The sequence below is a fragment of the Kiloniella sp. genome (assembly GCF_048259265.1).
In the GTDB taxonomy this organism is placed as follows: Bacteria; Pseudomonadota; Alphaproteobacteria; order Kiloniellales; family Kiloniellaceae; genus Kiloniella.
This window is the reverse complement of record NZ_JBLXHT010000016.1, coordinates 1-25,846: the sequence shown is the minus strand read 5'-3', so window position 1 is coordinate 25,846 and position 25,846 is coordinate 1. Positions and strand designations below refer to the sequence as shown.

Below are 25,846 nucleotides of genomic sequence, written 5' to 3'. Positions count from 1 at the left end.
CATTGATCCCCCCAGAATATTGATCATAGAGAACAGTAAATACGATGAAATTACCCCCGATGACTGCCATACGGCACTTTAACGCCGCCGCTGCTCATATGAGCTTCAAAGAAGCTGCACGGGAATTATGTGTGACAGAGGGGGCTATTAGCCGACAAATCAAACTGCTTGAAGAATACTTTGGTTGCGCGTTATTTTTGCGTTTGCATCGGGGAGTGCAGTTAAGTGACGAAGGCCGAAAGCTTTATGACGCTACCGATCAGGCTTTATTCCAAATCGCTCAGGTTTCAGCGGAAATACAAGGCGGGGTGTCAAACTTTACCCTTTCGGTCACAACGTCCTTTGCCATCCGTTGGCTAATGCCCCGGTTGTCCGGATTTGAGGCACTGCATCCTAATATACCGATTAATCTGCAAACCGTTACTTACCCCGGCACCGCACAGAGCCGACGGTTTGATGCATCGATTGTTTATCAGTTGGGTGATCCGGCAGATCCAGCAGTCTCGGCCCCTGAAAATGGGGAACTGATGATGGTCGAATGGCTGTTGCCTGTCTGTGGACCAGTATATCTGGACCATCATTTAGCAGGGAAAAAGGGGGAGAAGAGTGCTCTGTCGCTTCAAGACCTGAAGAGGCATCGCGTGATTTTTAACGAACCGACCGGACGGGATTGGCGCAGTTGGGCGATGAAATCTGGCGACATAGAACTTTCGCTGGATCGCGCCTTGAAGTTTGAACATGATGACACGGCTATTCAGGCTGCTGTTGCCGGGCATGGTATTGCCTTGGCTAATCTGGCTTATGTTTCAAACGAATTGCAATTGGGCAGTCTGGTTCCGGCTGTGAATATCAAGGCCTTGCCTATTGGGGCGCATTACCTTGTTACAGAAACGGGAAAAGCCGGACTGACGCATGTCGAAACATTTCGAGATTGGCTGATGGTAACCGTAGAGGGTTTTAAGGTAGAGATTTCAAAGTCATTGCGTTCAAGCTGATTGTTCATTTTTTTGCAAGGTTATACAGGTTTTCAGGAATCTTCGCGGGCAGGAATCTTCACAGGCACAAGGATTGCGAGGTGAATGGTCGGGCGCTGGCAAGGCGGTGTTTGGGGGGATAATCGAGACATGTCTCCAGGAGAATGCTCCAACTTTGTCCCGTTGCACTATTTGTACTGCACAATTTCACAGTTATCCATTAACCGTCCGACCAGTCCTTGAAAGAACAACCCGTGACCCACGATAGCAAGGGGACGGGTTGCAAAGGGGGCTGTATTGGTGGTTTCCAAACGGGTGACAAAGTCGTTTATCCGCTTTTTGAAAATATCTTCTGGCTCGTGAGGAACGCCGTGTTCGTTTTCTGGTCCTTTGTGCCACCAATGGTGGTCAAGGTGATCAAAGCTGAGATTGGGAAAATCACGAGACAATATGTCGGGACGGCGACCTACATCACAGCTGTTACAGACCATTTCTCTGTGTCCGGCCTCGACCGTTATGGGAACTGTGTCCTTGAAAATACACAGGGCGGTTTGTACTGCACGGGTGAGCGGCGAGCAAATAACATGTTCAATATCAAGGTCAGCAATCTTTTCGCGGGCACGATCAGCTTGTGACTGCCCCAGAGATGTCAAAGGTGCGTCATAGATCAATGGGTCAATACCATCACGCGCTACAGCGTTAAATTCTGATTGTCCGTGACGAATGAGATAAACAGGCATTGGGTGCTCTTTACTAATAGGTATCCCGCACGGGCTTTATAACTCGTAAGCGGTTATTAAGTTCAGTCTATAGAATATACCGGATAAGCTTAACCTGAAAATTAGCGGGAAATCCTTTTTATTTTCATAGCTTAATCTGGTAAGTATCTTGGGTAGGTGAAAGGAAAGTTCTGCGTACTCTATTGAATCCTATGTTTTTTACATATCAATCGTTGTCTTTTTTGATGTTTTGAATACTATTGTATGTAGCTCGGGTAAAGTTAGTGGGTATATGTGAAACAGGACGAAGTGCAAAACATCGCCGAAACAAATATACGCGACAGTGTGGAGTTTGAACAATTATTGAGCTTTATCATCCGAAAAGCCAGGCGTTACTTGATCATTGGTTGAGCCTGCCGCGTGAAGGGGTTCTACCACTACGAAGCAGCTTTTTCCCAGAGAAGGTGCCCCAGATTTTACCCAGTCTTATTATTTATGAAATGGTCGCCAAAGATTTTATTCGCTTTCGGCTTGCGGGTACTGCGGTACGTGAACGCATGGGGTTTGACCCTACAGGCGAAAATTATCTGAATTATGTCGCGGATGAGCGCAAGGAAAAAGCAAGTCAGTCTTTTTTTTCTGTGGTTGATCAGCCCTGTGGGATGCGTGTTATTTCGAACCATGGTATGTCAACTGGCCGAAAAATGTTTCTGGAAGTCTTAATGATGCCACTGGAAAATGACATGAGCCCGAACCCTATTGTTCTGTGCCAAAGTAATGAAATCAAACCGATAGAAGAAGAACAAATTTCCGATAATGCGCGGGTGGAAAATATAACTATCGTTCGGCGTGATTTCATTGATATTGGTGCCGGGATCTCTGATTTTAAGGATTAATGAAGATAGGGTTGAAGAGGACCTTGTCGGATGATCCGGTTCATGATCCAAGGAGACAGAAAAGCGATGATGTTTTTTACTGGTTTTTTAAGAACTTAAAATAAACCCAGTCAGGTAATATTCTAACCAGTTTGAGGAAGTACGTGAATTTTTTGGGAAAGTGAATTTCAAAGGCATTCCCCTGAAGGCCCGGAGCGATGGCTTTGGCTGCGTCTTCCGGTTCTATAATCATTGGCATTTTGAACGGGTTTTTATCTGTCATAGGCGTACGCACAAAACCCGGATTAATGACTTTTATGTCTATGGCAGGATTTTTGTTCTCTATCCGCAGGCTTTCAGCCATGTTGATCATGCCGGCCTTTGTCGCGCTATAGGGTTGCCCGTTTGGCAAACCTCTAAACCCTGCGACACTGGCGCAGAGGACAATTTGCCCGGCTTTCTGTTTACGCAAAATCTTCAAGACATGGTGAGCAAACACAAAGGCACCCGTCAGGTTTATGTCAATTGTCTTGCGTAACTCTTCTAGTTCAATGTCTTCAAACTTCGTCGGGTTATAATAGCCCGCCATATAGATCGCGCTATCAATTCTGGGAAAGGATTGTTCTATTCTGTCAGAAGCTTCTTCAATAGACGCAGGGATGCTGGCATCACAGGGCACAACAAGATGCTGCCCGCCCAAGGCTTCGTTAATGTCGTTCAATTCGGGGCGGCGACGAGACGAGAGGGCAAGAATAGCCCCCGCGTCTGAAAGCTCGCGAGCAAGCGCCAGCCCTATACCGCTACTGGCCCCTAAAATCCAGATATGTGCCCCTTTGAAGCTTTTAATCATCCGTCCTGCTTTTGCATGAAGAGCGTAAGTTCACCAACCGTAAATCCAAATTTCTTGAGATAGGACCGATTGATAAGAATGCCGTCATTCATACGAAACATCCAGTCATCAAAAGTGATTTTGTATGTTGTATCCCCAACGGGCAGGTCCATTTGATAGGCCCAGCGCATCGCGCTGCCCATAATCTCACCATCCGCTTTCCCCAAAATATCGGCGGCTGTGCCTTCGTAAAGGCCTGAAGGCAAACGTTTAATGGTCCAGGTTCTTTCCTGTATTTCGCCGTCGTAATAAGAGAAGGTTTCTTCCAGCGTACCTGTGTCGCCGTCCCATGAACCGTTCATGAAGACATCAAAGCGCCTGACAACTTCGCCTTTACGGTTTTGAACCAATCCCCATGCCTTGATGGGGCCCGTAAAGTATTCCTGTAAATCCATTGTTGGTTCGGAGTTTTCATAGTGTTTGAGTGAAGGACCAGAACAACCGCTAAGCATCATGCTGCCCCCCAAAAGAAGAGTTATTACCAGAAAAATACGCATGATCGCCCCTTTGTTTTAATTTTTGAAGCCATGAAAGAAGACCCAAGGCTGCACATACTTTGATGATGCAGGGGGCCAGTGCATAGGTGAAACTGAGGGCCAAAAGTGCCTCGCTATCATTTTGTGTTGCAGGTGAAAAAGATGTGACACCCAAGATCAGGAAGGCAATACCGCTTCCCAAGGCGAGGGCTGTTTTGGACAGAAAAGCAAGAATGGAAAACAGAAAGGATGTATTCTTTGTTTTCTCTTGCGCGTCGATCAGTTCTGATAGAATGGCAGGGGGAAGGGATAGTTCACCCCCAAGAGCAATACCGGAAAGAACGCAGATCACAGCAAATTGCCAGATATCATCAGGTTGTAAGAAAAAGGCCCAGACAAAGGTTGTTGCCGCAAGTAACATGGCAAGTGCCCAAGAAATGAGTTTAGAGGATCGTTTGGCAATGGTTAACCAAACGGACATGCCGCAAGCACCGGACAGAAAATAGACCAGTAAAAAAGCACCGGTGTATTGTTCTGCACCCAATAGATCCCGTGTGAAGAAAACCATAAGAACAGCTGGGATCGCAGAAGCCAGCGTGCTGATAAAGTAAATCCCGAAGAACCATTTATTGGATGGCATAAGCAATTCTTGCAACTTTATCGTATCTTTGTTGTTTCTGTTTCGCAGATTTACGAGGGCGTCATATTTTTTGTGCTTTTTGTTCCAGATCATAAAAATTGTAAAGCCGAGAACAAGAAAAAGGATCAGCACATAGGAATATTCACTAAAGGTGATTATGCCGGGTAGCACTGCGGCAATAATTAGGCCGATCAAGCCAAAAGCTTCGCGCCAAGATGTAATGCGGTTTTTTTGTCCACCATCTTGGCTCCAGGTGCTGCCCAATGCATTCAGGTTGATGATCATCATGCTATAGGCTGTTGTCGCGAGAACGAGACTGATTGCCAACCCGGCCAATCCCAAACTTTCTTGCGGGTGAAACAGCAAAAAGAAGCCAAGGGCCATCATAAGACTGGCGATGAATATAACTAGAGGACGCTTGTCATTATAGAGATCACAAAACACACCGATCAGGGGGTCTTGAACAGCGTCAAAAATACGGACAAGAATTATGACAATACCAATTCCGGATAAAGAAAGCCCCATTGTCGTGGCATAAAAATCAGGCACGTGGATATAGAGCGGCAATCCGGCAAAAGCCAAGGGGATCGCCAAAAAGCTATATTGGAACAGACTTTTTCTGGAGATGGTATTGTTATCGGTCATGATTGCCCCAGAAGTTTTGCGCGTAATTGCGGGGCACTGGTTTTTGTGTTGAGCCAGATATCAAAGAAGTAGTGTCCGAAATCAGGATCGCTTATCCGGCCGATCTCTTTGTTTTTATGAAAGAAAATGCTTTCACCATTTCCGGCATAGATCCCGGTCAGGTTGGTGCCTTCTTTGACATCCGGAAAGATGTTGAGCATTTGGTTGTGCCAGGCCGCTAGTTTGACTTCGTCGTCAAACCCAAGGCTGCGAATTTCTTCTGCGGACTTGTCGGCAATGTCTCGACCATCAATGTCCCTAAGATAGGTTAAGCTCAACGCAAAGGGGGCTTGCGCAGTCCACTGACCATTGGGGGCCAGCAGCACGGCGTCGTAGACATCCCAGAACAGAATGGAAAGCCGCCCTTTGCCAACAGCCTGGGCAGAGGGAACATGCTTGGCGACAAGATCATTCCCTGCGGCTGGCGACGACATGACAATATGGCTTGCGAGAACCAGAGATAAGGTCAAGCATAGGGCAAGTGACAAGGGACGCGACAAGAAGCGTGGTGTGATATACCTTTTACGCATGGCGCAACTCTGCATGCATGACGCTGGTACGCCCTGTTGAAAATCCTGCGATACATGCCGCGAGATAAAAGCGCCACAGGCGAATAAAACTGTCGTCAAAGCCTTGTGCTTTGATGTTGTTTCGTTGGCTATCAAAGCGATGTAACCACTCTTCGAGGGTACGGGCATAGTCTTGTCCAAAATGGAACTCTTCGTTGACGATGAGCCCTGATTTTGCTGCTTCTTGTCTGAATTTACTGGGGCTGGGGAGCATACCACCGGGGAAAATATAGCTGCGGATAACATCCCCGCCGCGACGGTATTTTTCAAAGCGGCTGTCGTCGATTGTGATGGTTTGTATCATTGCCTTACCGTCTTTGTTCAGCAGTGATTTGACTTTGTTAAAATAGGTCGGCCAGTAGCGTTCACCAACGGCTTCAAACATTTCAATGGAAACAATATGATCAAACGTGCCCTGTTGGTGTCTGTAATCTTCCAATGCAATTTGTGCACGTGATCCTAACCGGGACGTTGCATACTGGTGCTGTTCCTCGGACAGGGTAATGCCCTTAATGTCAAAGTCTCCGTGATTAGCGGCTCTTTCGGCAAAGCCACCCCAGCCACACCCAATTTCCAAAAGAGAACCTGATTTCTGGTCGAGCTTGTTTATCAGACGATCGTATTTGTTGTGCTGCGCCTGTTCCAAGTTATCTTTCTCATTCAGATACAGGCCTGAAGAATAGGTCATGGTGGGATCAAGCCAGAGTTTATAAAACTCATTCCCAAGATCATAATGGGCGTGAATGTTTCGTTTACTGCCCTGTAGGGTATTCAAGCGGAAGAGGTAGGTTAGGCGAGAGAATGTTTGGAAAATACGGCTGCCAAAAACAAAACGTCTGAATGCCTGATCGTTCTGTAGCCCCAATGCAATAAGGTTGGGTAGGTTGTTTGTTTCCCAATGCCCTTGGCGATAATCTTCGGCAAAACCAACATCACCACGAGCAGCAAGATTTGTGACCACGCGCCAGTCGTGCATTTCCATCTTGGCTTTGATACCAGGTTGTTTGCCTTCGAAAATACGAACCTGACCATCAGGCGTGGTTAAGGCAAGAGAACCATATTGAAGACTATCAAGACTTTTAAACAGTTGTGATGAAGCTTTTAGTCCAAACATTTTTTATCAGGCCTCGTTGGGTTTCGTTATTTGTTTGTAGGTCTAGAGAACAAGTTATTTTCTATGATGGTTTCAGAATACGAGGATGAAAATAACCCCCGTATTACGTGGACATTAACTTTTGGTAAGGTTACGGGAACTTTTGGCAAGGTTGCTGGTTGCACTGAATTTCTCTGACTTTTGTTGGGGCTTCGTCAGGTGTTTTATACCTTTGAAGATCAACTTCAGTGCTTGCCAATGGATAAGATAAATGGCCTTGAATGTCACAAGCGGATGCTTCCAGAACGCAGCGTTTACAGCAGCTTTGGTCAGGGGGGATAGCTTGCCAGCCAAGGACGTGACCAGTGTCTTTTCTCCATTAGAATTGAAGAGATCGATGCAGACGGCAAAGTGATTTTCTTTGAAATTAAAGCGAAATTCGTAATGACCTTCACGTTCAATAAAGGGCGAAACATGAAACAGCTTTTTTGTCTGTAGTTTGTCGTTTGATTCAATAGGGCGGCCATCTTCGTGTTTGCACAAATAGCAGTGGGTTTCGCCAAAGGTGTTATTGACCTCGCAAATTACGGCGCGGAGTTTTTCATCCCGATCAAGGCAAAGCCAGAAACTTACGGGATTGAAAACATACCCAAGAACACGGGGCATAGCGACAAGGATGATTTCGCCATCAGCCTGTGTGACACCAAAACGTTCAAGTAGTTCTTTGGCCCACGAGGTCAGGCAGCTGCCATCCTTATTCCCGTGATCTTTCTGATAAAAGCTGACCAGTCCCTTTTTGTTTATAGGAAATTCAAGATCAGAAGTCTTGGTTGACGCAGAAAGTTGGGAAAGTGGCAGGCAATAGTAATAAATGCCATAGGCGAAACTGTTCACCTTTGGGGACAGGCGTTTGTGAAAAACTTTGGCGTTTAAAAGCTTTGGTAGAAGCTTTGGCCGAAGTTTGGGCGCTATTCCCATGGAATTGATACTCCAATCCTTTGCGCTACCCTGACGGCGCTTGCCAAGCCGTCTTCGTGAAATCCATATTGTTGATAAGCCCCACAGAACCAAAGGTTGTTTTCACCCTGAATGGTATTTATCTGGTCCTGTGCGTCGACAGCTTCTTTTGTGAAAACCGGGTGCTCGAACTCGTTTATATCATAAATGAGATGACCGGCGGGTCGCCTGCCGGGATTAAGCGTTATAATAACAGGGCTATCGTGATCAATATCCTGAAGGTTGTTCATCCAGTAACTGAGGGAGACGCTTTCATTTTGGTCGTCTTGTTGTTCTGACAAGTAAACCCAGCTTGCCCACGATCCTTTTTTTCGTGGCATAAAACTGGTGTCCCCATGAACGACAACCGTATTTTTTTGATAGGTGAAATTTCCAAGGATGCGTTCTTCGTCTTGTGTCGGGGTGTCGAGCATTTTTAAGGCTTGATCCGCATGACAGGCGAAAACAATCTGATCATAGGTTTCAGTGTTGTCCTTGTCGTCCAGTACTTCGACCTTCCCATTCTTTCTTTTGACAGAAACAACACCGCAATTCAGCTTTATATGATCCTGAAAGCTTGCGCTTATGCGTTGTACATATTCCCGGCTTCCCCCCTTTACCGTATACCACTGTGGATGTTGATTTACACTTAAAAGGCCGTGATTATCGAAGAAGCGAATAAAGGTACGTGCAGGGAATTTAAGAATGGTATCGACCGAGCAGCTCCAGATGGCCGCGCCCATGGCCTGTATGTAATAGCGTTTGAACCAGTCCCCAAGATTGAGATCATTAAGGCATTGTTCCAATGATGCATCTTTGTTGTTTTCGAGATAGGGCAGGGCTTTTTTGTTAAAGCTCAGAATATCCCATATCATTTTCCAGTATCTGGGGCGTAACAGGTTTCGCTTTTGGGCGAACATTCCCTTGCTGCCGTATTCCAACCAACCGTTCTGTATGCTGGCACCAAACGACATATCGCTTTTGATCGTGGGCACGTTCAAATGCTTGAACATGCGGGTCAGGTGGTAATAATTGCGATGGTTGAAAACGATGAACCCTGTATCCACAGGTGTTCGTGTCCCTTTGGGAGAGATGTCGATGGTACGGCTATGTCCCCCCAGATAATTCCCTTTTTCATAAACAGTGATGTCATGATGGGGGTGCAACAGATAAGCTGCCCCCAAACCGGAAATGCCTGAGCCAATGATTGCTATTTTCATGTGATTACAATCGGCGATCCCGTCTTACCTCTTTCTGTCCTGCACATTACAAAATGGTAATGAAAGAAATGGGTTTGTCTTTTGTTGATATTGTCTTTCCTGAATTGCCTTTAATCCGCCCCTTGAATTGCCTGGGAATTGTCTGATAATCTTATGAGAAACGGATGGTCAGGCGAAGACCGTTTTCACCTTTTTCTGCTGATATATGTCCGTTATGTAAATCGGTAACAGCCCCGACGAGGCTAAGGCCTAGCCCGCTGCCGGGGGTATGTCTGCTGCTTTCGGCGCGATAGAAACGGTCGAATATTTTGCCCAGATCAGACGGGGGAACACCGGGGCCATTATCTTCGATGATAAAGATGACTTCTGCCCCCTGTTTACGAAGGCTGAGATTGATCCAACCCTTGGCCGGGGTAAATTTTACGGCGTTATCCATCAGATTGCCAAAAGCCTGAAACAGCAAATTCCTGTCCCCCTGAAGAGCGACAGTTTCAAGGTCCTGTTTCAGAGTAATGGACTTTTCTTCCATAAGGGGCTCATAGAGCTCGATGACATCCTGTAATAGTTCAGTCAGTTCAAGAGGCTCAAACGCCGAGTGCTGTTTGCCAGATTCAATACGTGATATCCGCAGAAGAGCGTTAAAGGTTCTCTGCATCTGATCGGTTTCATTGACCAGCTTGTCAACTGTTTCATAGGCTTGTGGGTTTTGAATAATATGATCTTGAGAGCGCAGATCTTCCAGATTGTGATGCAGTCGTGTTAACGGAGTGCGCAGGTCATGGGCAATGTTATCGGAAACCTGTCTGATCCCCCGCATCAACAGCTGGATACGATCCAGCAGGTCATTGATAATGCCAGCCATATAACTAAGGTCATCCCAACGTGATGTCAGCTCAATACGTTGGGAAAGGTCGCCGGTTTCGATAATCTGTTTTGCCGTTACGGCAATTCGGTTGGTGTTCGATACCACAAAGCGACTGATCAGATAGCTGGTAATGATAACAAGAACCATGAAGCCGATACTTAGAAAACTCAGCCATTGCATTAGCTTGTAATCACTTGTCACCGACGTGATATCAATGCCGATTAGTAAACGGGTTTTATTTGGATAGGTATATATCTTCGCGGCGTAATCTTTTTCTGTGCCGAAAGATATAGAACCAGAAGAGTTTGACACGGTAACGGGCTTTGTCGAAAAGGTCAGGGTTCCCTCAGCCAGAAGTGAAACAGTTTCCGGTAATTTATCCAGATTACCAACAATCTTTTTTTGATCTGGTGAAAGCAACAGGTAAACCCGACCCGGCCTATCTAATGCGCGAGCTATACGGGCAGGGTCTTGCCATTGAGATACATAACTTAGTTCGGTATCGATAATCGCTTCGGTACGTTGGACAAAGTGCCCACGGCTAAAATAATAGCTAAAATAACCGAGTATGATAACAGCCGTTCCGCAAAGAAGTAGAAACAGAATAGCCATTTGAAAGCTAGAGCTTCGGGCGTAAGATCTATGGGTTGTCTTCGATGATATATCCGGCACCACGTATCGTCTTTATCAGTGAAACATCAAAATCTTTATCGACCTTACCTCTAAGGCGGCTGATATGCACGTCGATCACATTTGTTTGCGGATCAAAATGGTAATCCCACACGTTTTCCAGCAGCATGGTCCGGGTCACAACCTGTCCTTTGTGCTTTAGCAGGTACTCCAGCAGTCGAAATTCGCGTGATTGTAGCTCTATGGCCTGTCCACCACGCCTTACTTTGCGTGATAGCAGATCAACCTCAAGGTCCTGTGCCGTTAATTGTGTTTCCTGTTGGTTTCCTTGTGGTCCATTGCGTTTGGCAAGAACTTCTATTCGGGCAAGCAGTTCAGCAAAAGCAAAGGGTTTGACCAGATAGTCATCACCGCCAGATCGAAGCCCTTTGACCCGGTCATCGACCTCGCCAAGGGCGCTCAGGATTAAAACAGGGGTATGATTATCACTACCACGCAGCGTTCTGATAATGGTCAGGCCATCCAGCTCTGGCAGCATGCGGTCAACGATAATGACGTCGTAATTTTCGGTTGTCGCCAGAAATAAGCCGTCTTTGCCATTATCCGCCGTATCCAGATTGTGCCCCTCTTGCTTGAGGCCATTGCTGATATAGCTCAGTACTTCCTGGTCATCTTCTACGTAAAGAATGCGCATAGAGAGGGGCTGCTACCTATTTGTAATTTAAATGATTATTTCTGAAACTGTAACATATCCTATTTCATTGGATCAGGCTTTATTTTTCTTTTCCCAATAATACGATGCCTAAGCATTAAGCCCCGGGTAATTAAGTTTTGGGTTTTGTATTTTCTTCTGTGATCAGTGTTGTCCAGCCTTCTTGATCCAGTTCTTTTATCTCTTTAAAGGGCCAGACCAACTGGGCGGGGAAGCTTGCGGGCATTTCTTCGGTGATGCCAATTCTGGCCGGGGGGCGGCGATCGGGGTTGATCCATGTACGAAAAATCATGTCCCAAATCATCAGGTTCTCACCGTAGTTTCTGTTGCCTTCGACAATCTTTTTGCTGTGGTGCCAGCGGTGCAGACCGGGGGTGTTGAAGACCATGGAAAGCAGGCCAAAGCGCATGTCCACGTTACAATGTGTCAGCATACCGATATAGGCGGTAATGGCCGATAGCCATGTGATTGCTTCGAGCGGGGCGCCTAAAGCGAGGGGGATGCTGATGCCCAGCACAATGGACAGTAAGGAATCAATGAAGTGGAAACGTCCGGTGTTAACAATCCACAATCTGGTGACGGAATGGTGGATGGCATGGAATTTCCAAAGCGGCTTCCATTCGTGGGAAATTCTGTGCGCCCAATAGAGACCGAATTCAGCCGCAATCAACGTCATGATTACCTGAATTGCCAGCGGCCAGTCGCGGGGCCAGATACCATAACCTTCGCCCTGTAAGGGTGTAATATAGGCAGTTATACCAATGACGCCGCTAAAGGTCACTAAGCCTTGGACAAGGCCTTTGCTGGTCAGGGTATGGGCAATGTTAGCAAAGGTCTGGCCGTCATTTTCCAACCACGTCTTTTCGAACGGCATTTTGCGCTCCAAAAGAAACAGCGCGATAGCCAAGCCAAGATAGGTCAGGTTGAAAACAATCACAGGGCGATCAATGGCAAAACCATAGGCCGTGGTACAGATACAAAGAGTAAGTAGCAGGGGCCAAGCTGTACTTGCTAAAATTTTTTTTCCCAAGCCTTCATTGGCTATCGCATTGTCAAACGCCATTTGTCCCCACCACCTTGTTCTAATCTTAATTTAGCCCTGTATATATCAAGAAGCCTATATATCAAGAAGCGTATATCTCAAGTAGCTTAAATCCACAATTGCAGTAATGGTACTCTAAAATAGAAAAGAATATATATAGATGCTCTTTTTTATGGCGAGGATTAAAGCAGAGGATTGTCTTTGGTTATAGTGCAACCGATGGCAACTTTATTCTGGAATTTGGTTGTTTGTTACACATTGTGACTTAAGGAATCGGAGTGAAGATGGCTTGTAAATATCGAGAAGAGAAAGAGGGAGCGTCGTAAAAGAAACAGAGTGTAAAAAATACGCCATTTTTATACTAATTACGACGTCGAACAGGACGGCGGCAGAAAACTTTTTTATAAAAAGAAGCGTGGGAAAATATGGCAATTTTGCCATAAACTTTACTTGCGACACTCGTTTATCTTAAAAGCGACAAGGACCTTATAAATAAGGGCTTTTTGGGGTGGTTCCATGCTCAAAATGCATAGCCAGAATGAATAAATTTCAATTGTCGATTTGATCAACTGAGCGTACCTAGGAATCAGTAAAAACAACTTGGCTGACGGGATTTGCGGGACCGGGCCCTTTGATTAGGATTAAGACTATGGCACATGTGTCAGTAAATGTTGCACAACCCGTTTCTTTCTTTAAAGAAGGCATTGTTGCTCTTGTTAAAACAGCTGTTTCAGACGCGATTGTTGCTTATAAAGCCAAACGTCGGGAACGCCGTGTTGCCAAGATCCTGAATGATCTGGACCCGCGTCTGGTACGTGACATCATTCCCCAATAAATAATACAGTAAGGAATGCTGCAAGTAATACAGTGAGAGCGGTGTCGCGAGAACAGGTTCTATAAACTGTATGAATACGCGGACGCTTATCCAAAAGGACAGGCGTAAAGAAAACCCCCGGCTTAAAGGCGCGGGGGTTTTTCGTTTCTTGCGGACGGGGAAGTGGCGGTGTTTACTCAAATACACCCGCTTCATCTTGCCAGCTTTTTAAGTTGTTTTGGTAAATGATAAAGTAGGCAAACCAAGCACTGACACCGCTGGCGATAAACCAGATACACTGCCATATCAGGCCGGTAGAGCCGATATAGGTTTCAAAAGTACTGTAGTGACTAATTAGATACCCGATAAAGTAATATATGTGATTTTCTTCCGGTTTGTTTTGTAGCCAATCACTGTAAGCCGAAAGGTAGAAGGGGAAGTGATTGAACAAAGTGTCATAAAACCAAACAAAGGGAAGACATAGTAAACACGCCAAAAGGCCCCCTTTAAAGGCTTTTACAGGATTGTATTCAGTCAGCGTGATAAATTTGGGTAGGATATACAGGCCAATGATAAGAAAAAGTGGTGTGAAGTAGAGGCCAGTGGTTAAGTCATGTAAGTAGATTGAACCAGGGATAAAGCGACCTATGAAGGCCTGATCACAGAAAATCGCAATAGGGACAAACAGAAATAAACTAAGCAGAACACGATCCCATTTTGAGAAAATGGTGTTTTTTATCGATCTCGGGATTACTGTTGTACCTAGCAGAATAGCGGCAGCGAGTTGAATCAAAAATTCGATAGCAAAGCGATCTATATTAATAGCCACTGATTCGTAATAGTATTTTATTTCAATGATTTGTCTTAGGTGAAAGCGAATCTCAATTTCAAATATCTCTAAATTACTTCCTATCAATACTGTAAAGACAATAAGAAACAGACGTTGTTTAAAGTTAAGGCTATTTGTCATTCTGCTAATATGTTCTCTGAATAAATTAGATCAGGAGTTTCTCGATTTTTGCCCGGAACAGATCAGGAGTTCGGTGGGGGTTTCAAAGCCGTCGGTGGTTTCGTATTGGCGCATGGCCTTGGTGATTTCCTGCCAAATTCTTTCCTGTGTTTCTGTGTCTTGTCCGGCCAACATTCTTTGGTGAGAGACCGCGACGTCGCGGCGCCATTGAATAAAGTCTTCGGTTGTTTCGAACCGAAGGGGAGCTTCGATGATTTCTTGTTCAATATTGACAAATCCGGCTTGTGCAAAGAGATCGGCAAAAAAGTCTGGTGTGCCCAAGGCAAAGGGGCCGGGTTGGTGTGCTTGTGCAGAGGCGGATGTACTTGATGTTGTCTTCTTTGTTGGTGTTTCTGGCAAGTTCAGTTGTTCACGAATGATTTGTGGCGATTGGGTAAAGAAGGGTGTTTTATCCGCTGTGGTATAAACAATGGCGGCAAAAGACCCCGAAGGCTTCAGGACGCGATAAATTTCCTGTAATCCCTTGAGCGGATCGGGCAGAAACATCATACCGAGACGGGAAATGGCGGCATCAAAACTGTTATCTTTTAAACTGAGGTTTTCGGCGTCCATGACCTCTGCGGTCAGATTTTTGACTCCCTGTGTCTGCGCAATGCGCTGCGCAAGTTTGACAAAGGCGGGGGAAAGATCGGTGGCAAGAACCGTTCCTGTTTCGCCGACACGCTCTGCGGCCATAATCGACTGGCTGCCATCACCTGCGGTAATATCCAGTACGTGGTTGCCGGTTTTTATATCAGCCTGATCCAGCATGATGTCTGTGGCGACATGGACGAAAGCATTTATCACAGGGATCCATTTGTGCCACGCAGAGGCAGCTTGATCCCATTCCTCTATTTCAGTCTGTTTATATGCTGCGTTCGTAAGGTCATTTGTTTGTGTCATGAAGTGCGCTCTCGGACATGAAATAATGTGGTCGGTGTAAAATAATGTGGTCGGTGTAAAATAAACAGTGAACCGGGTTGTGAAATCAGTCGTAAATCATTGGTGCGGATACCTTAGCTATCATCCTTTTTTCCAAAAGCATAGCCAAGTGCCCCGGCAATAATAGTCGCGGCTTCACCTTCTAAGGCATCGTTGAGTGCAAGGATCGCCACGATCGGCAGGGCAATGCTTAACACCGTATAGCGGATAAACTGCCAGCCGATTCCCCGAATTTCACCGTCTTTGCCACCTTTGCGATTAAGATGCCCGAGCCAGAGAACCATGGGGATGGAAAGTGCGAGAATAACGGTTGTTACGGTAACAAGTAGCTCGTTCATGGTATCCACCTTGTCGTCTGCTTAGGGTTTGCAATTGATGTCACAGGCTATAAATTACATCTTTTGATTGTAGAGCGACCAGATTACTTGGGTCTAGGATAAAAAGAAGAGTTATGTTTCGATCACTTCCGATTTACGCTTGGGCGCTCATGACAGTTTTATTGCTTTCGCCCAATTTGAGCCACGCCCAGAGTTTTCAAACGCAATCCAGACATTGCAACAATCCCGATGCCTCGGCGGAGTTGCGGATAGAGGCGTGTGGGTGGCTTATCCAGTCAGGTGAATTGCCGGACAAGGGGTATGGAATTGTCTATCGCTTGCGGGGAATGGCCCATATCGACGCCGGGAATTATGAATCTGCTGTGAAAGATTTGAGCGAGGCAATTTCCTATGACCCCAAGCGCGTGTCTAATTATATGGAACGGGCTTATGCCCATAGCTTTCTCGATTACAAAGGGTCGGCTATGGACGATTATAATCAGGTAATCGCCATCGATCCGTATAATGCCGAAGCTTATTACTATCGGGCAGGTCTTTTTTCAGAGAAAAAACAGATTGATCTGGCTATTCTAGATTACAGAGCGTCGGTTCGTCTTGATCCCAATGATTCCTATGCGTTGAATTCCTTGGCGTGGCTTCTGGCGATTAATCCGGACAAGACAGAACGCCAAGGGGCCGAGGCTATTACCTTTGCCAAAAGAGCACTGGATATTAATCCCGATGATTTTGAAGTCTGGGATACGCTGGCGGCGGCCTATGTGGAAGATGGGCAGGATAATAAAGCTTTTGATGCCTATTTGAAAGCCCAGGACATTGGTGGGCAAGACCGTATTGAAATGGATCAAGTCTGGCTAAAGGAAAAGGGGTATTATCATGGCGATACAAATGGCGTTAGAAACGAAGCAAGCATAAGTGCGTTGAAAGAATGTATTGCGTCAGGTTGTCAGTTGCATAGTGAACTTTGGTAGAGGCTTTTGATTTGTATTGTGTTTCGCCCTGATGTGTCAGTGATCTGAACATACGATATTAATGCTGATCAAGTCTTCCCGCTGCCCTGACCTGTAACCATTGTTCGTTTGTACCACAAAAAAGGAAGCCATCGAGTAAACCAAAACAGGCAAGGCGGGCATCATTAATACTAAAGGTTGAACGATTTATACACATTTGAAGCCATAATCCATCAACCAGCGCAGCGAGTGCCAATGCAACGAGGCTTGGGTCAACTTCATCCTGATTTCCTTCGTTCAGGGCGACATCGCTTATGACGTCAACAAGTTGTTGGTGGTACCCTGAACACAGGGATTTAGCGTTGGATTGCATCATGGGATCTAGGCGCAACTCGCTCCAGAATGCCAGCATCACGGAAAGGGTTGTTTCTTCCTGCATCGTGCCGTTAAAGCAGGTGTTCACAAAAACTTTAAGCTTGTTTCGTGGGTCGTCTTTTTCGTCTTGGTTTTCAACACTGTGATCGTCTAATGCAGATTTTAATTCGGTACTGAATTTATCGATGAGTTGGGCATAGGCTTGTAAAATAAGGTCGCTTTTTCCCGTAAAATAATGTCGCAAAAGGCCGGGCGAAACGTCTGCTTTGCTGCAGATCTGTCTGACGCTTGTTGCTGCATATCCGTGTTCAGCAATACATTTGACTGTGGCATCAATCAGTCTTTGGCGACGAAAATCAGCTTCCAGTCTGCGAAATTTAGGTGTCGAAGCGGCGGCGTTTTGCATAGATAACCTTGTTTCGTCCAAGCCCTGAGTACGTAGAGTTGAATACAGCGTTTTTCATGCTACTTCGTTCTTTAGGGTACTTCGTTTCATGAATGCAATCGGTTTTATAATGACTCGCTATTATAAAAATTCAAAATAGTAATGTTTCTATACATCAGATGCGTAAAATTTTACCTTGTTGATGAGGTGAAATTAGAGTCAAAAATTGACGATGCATTTTATCTTATGGGCGATTTTGCCTGATGAGAAATAGTTTTACAACTGTAAAATAAGCCTTGCTCATTTCTGTTCGGTGCCTTACCGTTTTGTTTCGTTGTTGTGTCATTTTAACTTTCATCATTTTGTCTGGCAGCCAACCAGAGCTGCAAATTTGCTCAGGGAGGAGCACGTCATGAAGTCTTCATTCTCTCACTTTGAAAAAAAATCTACGGGTAAGGGGCAAATCAAATCAGTTGTTGGTTTGGCTTTGGTCGGTCTTGTATCTTTATCCGGTTTAGCAAAAGCAGGTGAGGTGCTGGATAAGGTCATGGCAGAGGGCAAGATGACTGTGGCAACCAATTCGGAATATCCGCCTGCGTCCTATCTGAATGCAGACGGCGTTTTTGAAGGCTATGACGTTGATGTTGCAAAAGAACTCGCCAAACGTATGGGGGTTGATGTCGAGTTTATTAACCCGGCTTGGGAAGCAATAACATCTGGGAAATGGGGTGGACGCTGGGATGTGGCAATTGGTTCTATGACGCCGACCCCAGCCCGCGCAGAAGTTCTGGACTTCCCGGCTGTATATTATTTCACGCCTTCGGCTTTTTACGTGCACAAGGATTCATCCGCTCAAACACTTGCTGATCTAAATGACAAACGTATTGGTGCCAGTGGCGGTTCAACATATGAAGCTTACTTGACCCATACACTGGAACTTGACCAGACCTACTCGCCACCAGTGACTTTTTCTGTGACGCCAAGTGATATCAGAACTTATGAAACAGATACCAATGCCATGGACGATCTTCGTATTGGGGATGGTAAGCGTCTTGATGCAGGTATTTCGTCTGTGCCAAATATTCTCGAAGCGATCAAGGCGAACTATCCGATCCGGCAATTGGGTGATCCGGTTTTTTATGAGCCGCTGGCCGTGGCGCTCGCCAAAGGCGACCCGGAAATGACAGCAAAGACGGCTGAAATTATCGAAGAAATGCGTGTGGATGGCACCCTGGTTGAACTGTCTGTTAAATGGTTTGGTGAAGATTTGGTCAGTACGACCCATAATTAAATGTTTCGAATCCTTTTCTGAATCATATGTTCTGGGCCACCAATGATACTTTGTTGCTGGTGGCTCATTGGACTTTTTTAGGAAACTTCTTTCATAACGAAATGAAAAAGCGTTGGTATGATTAATACATTGGTATCTGTTCTGGAATATCCCGCAGTTCGCCGGTTCCTATTGTTTTTATTTTTTCTATCTGCGCTTTTGTTTTTCGATCTTTCCTTTCAAATCGCTGTGGGTATTGCCATTGGGTTGACGCTCAACGTCGTTCTCGTGGCTTTGTTGCCCTTTCGCACACAGGTCCTGATTTTCTTTTCAGAACTTTTGTGTCTTTTCTTGGCTTTCTTCTATTCTTTTGATCTGTCTTTCAGCTTTATCATCGAACGGCTGCCGCTGCTGATTTTGACTGGTCTCGGGTATACCCTTCTTATTACCTCTGTCTCTATTATCTGCGCGAGTATATTGGCTATGGTCGGGGCGCTGGCTCGATTGTCAAAAAATGGTCCAGCCTATTCCCTATCGACATTCTATGTTTCCTTTTTCCGGGGAACACCTTTGTTACTACAGGTTTATCTTATTTATCTCGGCCTGCCACAAATGGGCATCACCCTTGATGCTATTCCATCGGGTATAATTGCTTTGTCCCTTTGTTATGGGGCTTATATGACAGAAATTTTCCGGTCGGGCATTCAGTCTGTTGGAGAAGGGCAAGCCGAAGCTGCGACAGCACTTGGCCTTAAAAAATGGCAGGTAATGTACAAGGTAATCCTGCCTCAGGCCATTCGGATCATTGTTCCCCCCACTGGGAATAATTTTATTTCCATGCTCAAAGATAGCTCGCTGGTATCTGCCATGGGGGTGATGGAGCTGATGTATTTGGCGCGGACTTTGGGGCGTTCAGAGTTCAAGCACTTTGAAATGCTGATCACGGCTGCCTTGATCTATTGGTTTGTCAGCTTCTTGTTCGAATTGCTTCAAGCACGTATCGAAAAATATTATGGTCGGTATAGCAAGACGTAATTATTGTGGCTGTTCTTATTGGAATTCCCACTGGGAGAGTACGGCGGGTGGTCCAATATTTTTACTTGGAAGCATATGGGAAGATGGTCTTCAGCGTGCCGTAAATGAATGTGTCTTGTGTGCAAATGCAGTGGTGAGCGCCTGATTAATAATATCGAAGCAGTATGCTGCTCGCATCTGAAATGGGCTAGAAATAGGCCGAGTATGGCACTGTTGTCTAGTCTTGCATAAGATAAGCCGTCTGTTACTTATCAAAGGCGACATAGGCGATGGTTTCGGTGATTGTGCCGTTGCGTTCCATGGGGATGATAACGGCGTTGAAAGTTTGGTGTTCTTTATCAAGCCAGTGGATGCTGGTGTTTAGATAAGCGGGCTTTAGACTGGTCATGACGTCATTGTGGGCGGTCCAGAACACATTCTCTGTTTCTTTGAATTCGCCGCGCAGAATGTATTTTCCAGTTAAATCCATACCATAAACGCTGGATAATTTTGATCCCCAGAAGCTATAAATAAAGTCGTTTTTATCTTCGTGATAACGATTGAGGATCAATGTTGGCCAGTAACTGATAAAGGGCCGGCTTTGGATCAGATCAATGGTCATCTGCCCTTGACCTCGTGCTTTATCACAAAGTTCGAGAAAACCTTTGATGGCATGGTGGTTGATGCTTACTTCCAGATCTCGGCCGATTTCGAGCACTTTTTGTTCTGTCCAATTGCGCTGTTTAGGTTTCCCAAAGGCTTATGGTTGTCTTTGAGCTAACGTATCATTCGCGTACTTTATGTATGATGGCACGTTGTTGTTTTCTGTATTGAGTGCATAGCCTGCATTCTGCCTTATTTTTCTGTTTATACTCAATCGCAGAGAGATAAGGAAAGGTAAAAACGACTAGTCGCTATGAATTTGGGTTCGTTCTAGTCTTATTAAGTTGTCGTTGTAAGCGAAGGTTATTTATTTTCTGGTCGTTGTTTTTCAAAAGAGCGTCATTAAAGTTTAAACAAATAAAGTATTCGGTTAACAGGTTTTTAAATCTCTATGTCGTAAAAGATAAGGGCTTGATTACATGGATATTATGGCATTGTCCGATGTTTGGGGTATTGTCTGGTGTCAAGGATATGGTCATATTCCGGGGAATGATCCAATGAAAGAGCCCCGTAAATGACCAAAAATTAGAAGTCTGGATGTAAGACGTCTTTTAAGTTTGATATTCAGGGAACACAAGTTTGTGAACATAGTCTCTACAAGGGAATTGTCGAGTTCCTTTGGAGTAGAAGGGAAATAGAATGAACCGGGGGCTAAAACGTCGTTTGGGAACCATGACTGGTATCCTCGCAGGCCTAATATTGACCTTTGCGACATCAGCACAGGCAGAAGAGAGTTGCGGAGAGCTTACTGTTGGCTGGATTGATTGGCCACCTTATCAGATGGTTGGGGGAAATAACGACAGCAGTCAACCCATCGGTGTTGATATACAGGCCGCAAAAAAATACTTGGGCGCGTTAGGATGTGACCTGACATTTGTCTCTAAACCTTGGGCGCGTTTGTTGAAGTCAATGGAAGAGGGACAACTGGATGTTTTGCTTGGTATGTCCAAGACAGAAGAACGAAGTAAATACGCCACTTTCAGTAAGCCCTATCGGAATGAAACCGTATGGTTGTTTATGCGGGCAAATCAGCATGACTTTGACCATTTTACGGGACTAAAAGATATTATCGATACCAAATTCAGACTGGGTGTATCCCGCAACGCCTATTATGGCGATGAGTACCTGAAACTTATGGAAGACCCAAAGTTTAAAAGCAGGGTTTTTCAGGCCATTGGTGGTGAAAATTTTCAAATGCTGATGACAGATCGTGTTGATGGGTTTTTGGTGGATAAGGAAACAGGTAAAGCACGGATCAAAGAAGACGGCTTGGTAGGGGATATCGTTCCCCATAATCATGTTAAGGTTGATCTGGGACCAGTGCATATCATGTTTGGGAAGAATAGCATCTCGCGTGGATTAATGGATAAACTGAACGCAATTATTGAAAAGAATGTGGTTATTCCCCAAAGTTAAAATATCTTGAGGCCATAAAAAATTTAGGTGTGGCAATCTTTTAGGTGTAAATTTTCAGATCCCTTTAATCTTTCTTGTGCATTCTTGTTTTAAGTTCAAATGGACCTGCCAATAAAGGAAACATAGATCAGATGAAAAAATATGAACTGGTTCTGGAACATAGCCGCGAAGGTTTGAATGAAAAAGTAACTTCATTGTTGAATGAAGGATGGGACGTTTGTGGTAATCTGGTTATCAATAGAGACGACGAAGGTTTTCCTTACTTCTACCAGCCAATGATCAAACGAGATTGAGGATATGCGGGGCAACTTATAAATAGATTGGTTGCCCGTTTATTTTTCACGAACTGCTTTTTGCGCAAAGAAGATGCCTGGTACAGAGGCATCTATTTTAGAGGGTATTCATTCCTGACAGACGTTCCTTTGCTATCAGGCTTTCCTGTATAAAACGTGTGAGTATAGTTGCCACTGGCTCTATAGCATTGGCAAAACAAGCACTTTGGCCGTAATCGAGTAATCCCTGATCTGTTTTGCCAGATGCATAGGCTTCTTTCGATAGCTTTCCGTTAAGAAGATGTGCGTAATCTTCGTAGCTTTCCTTGCCTTCATTTTCCAGCGCGAGGATAGCCTGTGCCGTTTGGTTATCCAGAACGCGGTGATGGTTCTTTAATGTGCTTTGTACCACTATACTGTCCAGCCCGGTGCCTTCAATGACGCGCTGTTTATAATCCTTGTGAGCCTGAAGTTCGCTGGAAACCAGCATGCGGGTTCCCATCAGAATACCGTCACATCCCATCGCAAGAGCCGCCGTTAACTGGCTGCCATGGCCAATGCCGCCGCCGAGGATAACTGGAACAGACAGCTTTTGGGGGGCGTCAGCGGCTTGAACCATGGACCCAACCATCATATAGCCGGGGTGACCGCCGCATTCCGCCCCAACCAAACTGACTGCATCAACACCTGCGCGTTCAGCCGAAAGCGCAAAACGGACGGCAGGGACTTTGTGAATAACTTTGATGCCAGCTTCTTTCATCAAGGGGATGATCGGGCCGGGGTTGCCGCCCGCGGTTTCGACCACCGCAATCTTTTCGTCCTGTACCACAGTCAGCAATTTTTCCAGTCGGTCATTGGCATCTTGCCGAGGAGAGATATAAAGATTTATTCCAAAGGATTTGCCCCCTGACAGATCCCGGCATTTTTGGATTTCATTACGTAGCTGTTGTGGGTCAGGAAAGGTCAGCGCAGAAATAAAACCCATGGCTCCGGCATTGACCACAGCAGCAACATAGTTCGCATCGGCCAAGTGCATTAAACCACCACAAAGAATGGGATGCTCTATGCCGAGTAAGTCGGTAAGGCGGGTTCTTGTCTTTGGGTGTGTGTTAGATTGGGGGACCATTATGATATCCTCAGGTCTTTGATACTTTTTAATCCTGTGCATGCTTTAAATTTATTTTATTTAGGGGGCGGGGCAGTTGCTTCTTACACCGAGTTTGCAACGATTTACGACAGCATTTGAGTTTAGAAAATGAAGATAGGTTCCTTCTGGTATAGGGTAAAGACAATGTTGTTAAGACAAAGAGGAGAGGAAATTGTTGTTTCCTCTCCTCTTTTATAATCTGTAATGGGTATAGGTACTTTATAAGTACGTTACCCCTTAGGGCGTACGCCTTCGAAGAAGACAAGGATTTCGACTTCTTGTGCGCTTGGACCCATGTCCATCATGCCGTAGTCACCAACGGGAATAACCAATGATCCTTCGAAACCCTGACGTACATACCCCCACGGGTCATCGCCGCCGCCAATCCAGTTTACATCCATGGTGATTGGTTTGGTAATACCCTTGATGGTCAGATCACCGCTCAGGACTGCTGTTTTTTCGCTAACGGGTTTTAGGCCAGTGCTGACAAAGGTTGCGGTCGGGAAGTTGGAAACGTCCAGAAAATCTGCACTGCGCAGGTGTTTGTCACGCTCTGCATGATTGGAATCAAGGCTTGCGGTATCAACGTTAATGGAAATGGAAGAAGCTTCGGGTTTGTTGGCGTCAAATTCGAACTGGCCATCAAACTTATTAAAGCGAGCAAGTATCCATGAATAGCCAAGGTGGCTGATTTTAAACTGGATTGATGCGTGGGCACCCTGAGTATCCAATTGATAGGTTTCGGCCTGTGCCGGGGATATCAGGGGGGCGGCTAAACTACCAAGAGCCCCAAAAGCTAAAAGAGAACCGATAAAGACTGACTTTGCAGATTTCAATGTTGATTTGTACATCTGTATTATTCCTGTTTTAGAAGGTTGAATTCAAGGTGTTGTTGTGCGGGCACCCAAAAGCATGCGCTTTAGCGTGCGGTCTTTGTTTATGATGTGATGTTTAAGGGCGGCTGCGGCGTGCAAAACAACAAATCCGGCCAGCGTCCAAGCTATGATTTCGTGGATTAACCCGGCGGTATCTTCCAGCCCTTTGCTTGGCGGGAACAGCGCGGGTATCTCTACCAAATCAAAGACAAAGATCGATCGTCCATCGGCCGTGGAAATCAGGTACCCAGATAGAAACAGTGCAAAAGGCAGGGTATAGAGTATGAAGTGCACTAAGGATGCCGCCTTGTACTGCAGATCCTGATGCTGTGCTTCCGGATCAGAAATTGGCAGTGGAACAATGCTGATCAATCTCCAGATCAGCCGAATAACCATAAGAACGGCGACCAGAATTCCGATGGATTTGTGCAGGCTTGGAAAGGTTTTATATGCTGGGTCATAGTAGCTCAATTCGACCATATAGAGGCCCAGTCCAAACAGGGCGGTTGCCGCTAGGGCAATGACCCAGTGGAAAAAGCGGGCTATCCAGCCATAATTGTCAAAGGTGTTGAACATATGTTTGGTTTCTCAAGTTTCAGTATCTCTGTTTGTTTCAAGAACCAAGTCAGCTTCACTTTTACGAAGAACAGTGAAGCATGACGTCGTGTCTGCTTGAAATATCGGATGAAACATGATTTAAAAAAGTATAAATATTATATTGAATTGATATAAAAAATAGATTGAGATGTGTAATGACCCTAGATCAGTTGCGTGCACTCATTGGTGTTGTTGACCACGGCGGTTTTCGGGCCGCTTCCGAAGCCTTACACAAAAGTCAGTCTGCGGTCTCTATCGCCATTAAAAATTTGGAAGACGAGCTGAAGGTTGCGATCTTTGAGCGGGACGGTTATCGCCCGACGCTAACGGATCATGGCAAAATACTTGTTCAGAAAGCCCGTACTGTTCTGTCTCAGGCAAGGGATATGAGCGATCTGGCCCAGCATTATGCACAAGGTGTTGAGGCAGAGCTTCGCATCGTGGTGTCAGAGGTATTTGATATCCAGCAGATTCTTGGCGCGTTTCGTATTATCCGTGATAAGTACCCGGCAACACGATTGACATTGTTTGTCGAAAATTTCACGGCCCCGCTAGAAATTCTAGAAGACAAGGAAGCAGATATTGCAATGGTGGCGGGTGGTGAGATGTTCGATAAAATTGAAATGACGCGCTATGAAAAACTATGCTCCGTGAGTTTAATCCCCGTGGTGTCCGGGTGTTCAGCGGGGCAAAAGGATGCATCAGAATTAACTAGGGAAGATATGGATGGGGCAACCCAGGTTGTTGTAACTGATCGTAGCCGGAACAGGGACGAGCGAAAGTATGGTGTTTTGGAAACCAGTGTACCGTGGCGGGTAAATGACTTTTTGACGAAGAAGCAGATTATCATGTCCGGTTTGGGCTGGGGACGCGTTCCTTTGCATATGATTAGTGACGAGTTAGCTTCTGGTGATCTGGTGGCGTTGACGTCTTCTGACTTTGGTCCTGTGGAAATAGAAACTTATATTTCGCGCACGACCAATCATCCCTTTGGTCCCGTGGCAGAATCCTTTTGGAATCTGATTGTGCAACAAGACATCACCTCTATTTAAAAGAAAGATCATACATATTGCTATATTTTTTAGGTTAACGTTAGTTGTTATTTATCTTTTTTTCTATATGCTCAGACCCGACATTTTATAAGTCTCGCAGATGACAGGTTACCAATTTCTTGGCGAACCTGTTTTGTCGAAATTCAGAACAGGGGTTCTACATATGACTGAAGGTTTTACAACTACAGGCAACAAAACCGTTTCAGGTGAAGAGGGTCAAGACCTTCTTGTTGGTCAAGCAGCTTCTACAATTGAAATTACAGCGCCAGCCGGTGGTGAAACCAAGACTGTTTCTTTGGAACGTGGTCAGACAGCAACCCTGAACTTTGATGCGACGGCTGCAACC

The 25,846-nt window shown here is 45.4% G+C and carries 29 protein-coding genes; 10 read left to right on the top strand and 19 right to left on the bottom strand.

Features of this window, described 5'->3' with window-relative positions; translation table 11 throughout:
• The first annotated feature begins 44 nt into the window (after positions 1–44).
• On the top strand, positions 45–995 hold the full coding sequence (locus ACN0QW_RS18535) for a LysR substrate-binding domain-containing protein (RefSeq protein WP_417433632.1): 951 nt from the start codon (positions 45–47) through the stop codon (positions 993–995).
• Between the two features lie 167 nt (positions 996–1,162).
• On the opposite strand, the gene ACN0QW_RS18530 is transcribed toward ACN0QW_RS18535, so the two are convergent.
• Positions 1,163–1,714 carry a histidine phosphatase family protein gene (locus ACN0QW_RS18530; protein ID WP_417433630.1) on the bottom strand — a complete coding sequence of 184 codons (552 nt, stop codon included), beginning with the start codon at positions 1,712–1,714 and terminating at the stop codon, positions 1,163–1,165.
• A 338-nt stretch (positions 1,715–2,052) separates the two neighbouring features.
• Here ACN0QW_RS18530 and ACN0QW_RS18525 point away from each other — a divergent pair, with 338 nt between their 5' ends.
• A complete protein-coding gene (locus tag ACN0QW_RS18525; protein ID WP_417433711.1) occupies positions 2,053–2,589 on the top strand; it encodes a PAS domain-containing protein in 537 nt (178 codons plus the stop codon).
• A 76-nt stretch (positions 2,590–2,665) separates the two neighbouring features.
• On the opposite strand, the gene ACN0QW_RS18520 is transcribed toward ACN0QW_RS18525, so the two are convergent.
• The 10 genes from ACN0QW_RS18520 to ACN0QW_RS18475 form a co-directional block, all read right to left on the bottom strand.
• Positions 2,666–3,418: an SDR family NAD(P)-dependent oxidoreductase gene (locus ACN0QW_RS18520; protein ID WP_417433628.1), complete on the bottom strand. Its 753-nt coding sequence runs from the start codon at positions 3,416–3,418 to the stop codon at positions 2,666–2,668.
• Positions 3,415–3,912, bottom strand: a complete 498-nt coding sequence (locus tag ACN0QW_RS18515) for a DUF3833 domain-containing protein (RefSeq protein ID WP_417433626.1) — start codon at positions 3,910–3,912, stop codon at positions 3,415–3,417. The genes ACN0QW_RS18520 and ACN0QW_RS18515 overlap by 4 nt, the downstream gene beginning before the upstream one ends.
• Positions 3,902–5,218 (bottom strand): MFS transporter, encoded by a 1,317-nt coding sequence (locus ACN0QW_RS18510; RefSeq protein ID WP_417433624.1) that lies wholly within the window; start codon positions 5,216–5,218, stop codon positions 3,902–3,904. The genes ACN0QW_RS18515 and ACN0QW_RS18510 overlap by 11 nt, the downstream gene beginning before the upstream one ends.
• The gene (locus tag ACN0QW_RS18505; RefSeq protein WP_417433622.1) at positions 5,215–5,787 is read right to left on the bottom strand and encodes a chalcone isomerase family protein; all 573 of its coding nucleotides are present in this window, start codon (positions 5,785–5,787) and stop codon (positions 5,215–5,217) included. Before ACN0QW_RS18505 ends, ACN0QW_RS18510 begins: the two co-directional genes overlap by 4 nt.
• Positions 5,780–6,940: a class I SAM-dependent methyltransferase gene (locus ACN0QW_RS18500; RefSeq protein ID WP_417433620.1), complete on the bottom strand. Its 1,161-nt coding sequence runs from the start codon at positions 6,938–6,940 to the stop codon at positions 5,780–5,782. Before ACN0QW_RS18500 ends, ACN0QW_RS18505 begins: the two co-directional genes overlap by 8 nt.
• 114 nt (positions 6,941–7,054) lie before the next feature.
• Entirely contained in the window at positions 7,055–7,897 is an 843-nt protein-coding gene (locus ACN0QW_RS18495) for a DUF1365 domain-containing protein (protein WP_417433619.1), read from the bottom strand.
• Positions 7,888–9,135 (bottom strand): NAD(P)/FAD-dependent oxidoreductase, encoded by a 1,248-nt coding sequence (locus ACN0QW_RS18490; RefSeq protein WP_417433617.1) that lies wholly within the window; start codon positions 9,133–9,135, stop codon positions 7,888–7,890. Before ACN0QW_RS18490 ends, ACN0QW_RS18495 begins: the two co-directional genes overlap by 10 nt.
• Positions 9,136–9,286: 151 nt before the next feature.
• Positions 9,287–10,612 carry a sensor histidine kinase gene (locus ACN0QW_RS18485; RefSeq protein ID WP_417433615.1) on the bottom strand — a complete coding sequence of 442 codons (1,326 nt, stop codon included), beginning with the start codon at positions 10,610–10,612 and terminating at the stop codon, positions 9,287–9,289.
• A 28-nt stretch (positions 10,613–10,640) separates the two neighbouring features.
• Entirely contained in the window at positions 10,641–11,324 is a 684-nt protein-coding gene (locus tag ACN0QW_RS18480; protein ID WP_417433613.1) for a winged helix-turn-helix domain-containing protein, read from the bottom strand.
• Between the two features lie 130 nt (positions 11,325–11,454).
• The gene (locus ACN0QW_RS18475; protein ID WP_417433611.1) at positions 11,455–12,405 is read right to left on the bottom strand and encodes a sterol desaturase family protein; all 951 of its coding nucleotides are present in this window, start codon (positions 12,403–12,405) and stop codon (positions 11,455–11,457) included.
• Positions 12,406–13,033: 628 nt separating this feature from the next.
• Here ACN0QW_RS18475 and ACN0QW_RS18470 point away from each other — a divergent pair.
• Entirely contained in the window at positions 13,034–13,219 is a 186-nt protein-coding gene (locus ACN0QW_RS18470) for a hypothetical protein (protein WP_299375948.1), read from the top strand.
• A gap of 172 nt (positions 13,220–13,391) precedes the next feature.
• Here the strand turns inward: ACN0QW_RS18470 and ACN0QW_RS18465 are convergent, their stop codons facing one another.
• The 3 genes from ACN0QW_RS18465 to ACN0QW_RS18455 form a co-directional block, all read right to left on the bottom strand.
• Complete coding sequence (locus ACN0QW_RS18465) at positions 13,392–14,168, bottom strand: hypothetical protein (protein ID WP_417433609.1); 777 nt, start codon at positions 14,166–14,168, stop codon at positions 13,392–13,394.
• A gap of 30 nt (positions 14,169–14,198) precedes the next feature.
• Positions 14,199–15,134, bottom strand: coding sequence for a class I SAM-dependent methyltransferase (locus ACN0QW_RS18460; protein ID WP_417433707.1), 936 nt, complete (start codon positions 15,132–15,134; stop codon positions 14,199–14,201).
• Positions 15,135–15,223: 89 nt separating this feature from the next.
• The gene (locus tag ACN0QW_RS18455; protein WP_299374322.1) at positions 15,224–15,487 is read right to left on the bottom strand and encodes a hypothetical protein; all 264 of its coding nucleotides are present in this window, start codon (positions 15,485–15,487) and stop codon (positions 15,224–15,226) included.
• A 113-nt stretch (positions 15,488–15,600) separates the two neighbouring features.
• On the opposite strand from ACN0QW_RS18455, the gene ACN0QW_RS18450 reads away from it, so the two are divergent.
• Positions 15,601–16,455 (top strand): tetratricopeptide repeat protein, encoded by an 855-nt coding sequence (locus tag ACN0QW_RS18450; protein ID WP_417433607.1) that lies wholly within the window; start codon positions 15,601–15,603, stop codon positions 16,453–16,455.
• Between the two features lie 58 nt (positions 16,456–16,513).
• On the opposite strand, the gene ACN0QW_RS18445 is transcribed toward ACN0QW_RS18450, so the two are convergent.
• Positions 16,514–17,215 (bottom strand): TetR/AcrR family transcriptional regulator, encoded by a 702-nt coding sequence (locus tag ACN0QW_RS18445; RefSeq protein WP_299374325.1) that lies wholly within the window; start codon positions 17,213–17,215, stop codon positions 16,514–16,516.
• Between the two features lie 391 nt (positions 17,216–17,606).
• On the opposite strand from ACN0QW_RS18445, the gene ACN0QW_RS18440 reads away from it, so the two are divergent.
• Both ACN0QW_RS18440 and ACN0QW_RS18435 read left to right on the top strand, forming a co-directional pair.
• Positions 17,607–18,485: a transporter substrate-binding domain-containing protein gene (locus ACN0QW_RS18440; RefSeq protein WP_417433605.1), complete on the top strand. Its 879-nt coding sequence runs from the start codon at positions 17,607–17,609 to the stop codon at positions 18,483–18,485.
• 117 nt (positions 18,486–18,602) lie between these two features.
• On the top strand, positions 18,603–19,499 hold the full coding sequence (locus ACN0QW_RS18435; protein WP_299374330.1) for an amino acid ABC transporter permease: 897 nt from the start codon (positions 18,603–18,605) through the stop codon (positions 19,497–19,499).
• 244 nt (positions 19,500–19,743) lie between these two features.
• Here ACN0QW_RS18435 and ACN0QW_RS18430 read toward each other — a convergent pair whose 3' ends face one another.
• On the bottom strand, positions 19,744–20,196 hold the full coding sequence (locus ACN0QW_RS18430; RefSeq protein WP_417433603.1) for a hypothetical protein: 453 nt from the start codon (positions 20,194–20,196) through the stop codon (positions 19,744–19,746).
• Between the two features lie 584 nt (positions 20,197–20,780).
• Here ACN0QW_RS18430 and ACN0QW_RS18425 point away from each other — a divergent pair.
• Together ACN0QW_RS18425 and ACN0QW_RS18420 are read left to right on the top strand one after the other, a co-directional pair.
• Entirely contained in the window at positions 20,781–21,557 is a 777-nt protein-coding gene (locus ACN0QW_RS18425; RefSeq protein ID WP_417433601.1) for a substrate-binding periplasmic protein, read from the top strand.
• Positions 21,558–21,688: 131 nt separating this feature from the next.
• Positions 21,689–21,850, top strand: coding sequence for a DUF1737 domain-containing protein (locus ACN0QW_RS18420; protein WP_299374339.1), 162 nt, complete (start codon positions 21,689–21,691; stop codon positions 21,848–21,850).
• Positions 21,851–21,947: 97 nt separating this feature from the next.
• On the opposite strand, the gene ACN0QW_RS18415 is transcribed toward ACN0QW_RS18420, so the two are convergent.
• From ACN0QW_RS18415 to ACN0QW_RS18405, 3 genes are all read right to left on the bottom strand, one after another.
• Complete coding sequence (locus tag ACN0QW_RS18415; RefSeq protein WP_417433599.1) at positions 21,948–22,955, bottom strand: NAD(P)H-dependent flavin oxidoreductase; 1,008 nt, start codon at positions 22,953–22,955, stop codon at positions 21,948–21,950.
• 251 nt (positions 22,956–23,206) lie between these two features.
• Positions 23,207–23,827 (bottom strand): YceI family protein, encoded by a 621-nt coding sequence (locus ACN0QW_RS18410; RefSeq protein ID WP_417433597.1) that lies wholly within the window; start codon positions 23,825–23,827, stop codon positions 23,207–23,209.
• Between the two features lie 30 nt (positions 23,828–23,857).
• The gene (locus ACN0QW_RS18405) at positions 23,858–24,427 is read right to left on the bottom strand and encodes a cytochrome b (protein WP_417433595.1); all 570 of its coding nucleotides are present in this window, start codon (positions 24,425–24,427) and stop codon (positions 23,858–23,860) included.
• A gap of 176 nt (positions 24,428–24,603) precedes the next feature.
• Between ACN0QW_RS18405 and ACN0QW_RS18400 the strand changes: the two genes are divergently transcribed.
• Together ACN0QW_RS18400 and ACN0QW_RS18395 are read left to right on the top strand one after the other, a co-directional pair.
• On the top strand, positions 24,604–25,500 hold the full coding sequence (locus ACN0QW_RS18400; RefSeq protein ID WP_417433593.1) for a LysR family transcriptional regulator: 897 nt from the start codon (positions 24,604–24,606) through the stop codon (positions 25,498–25,500).
• 163 nt (positions 25,501–25,663) lie between these two features.
• The coding region (locus tag ACN0QW_RS18395; protein WP_417433591.1) for a hypothetical protein at positions 25,664–25,846 on the top strand (183 nt) is incomplete at its 3' end.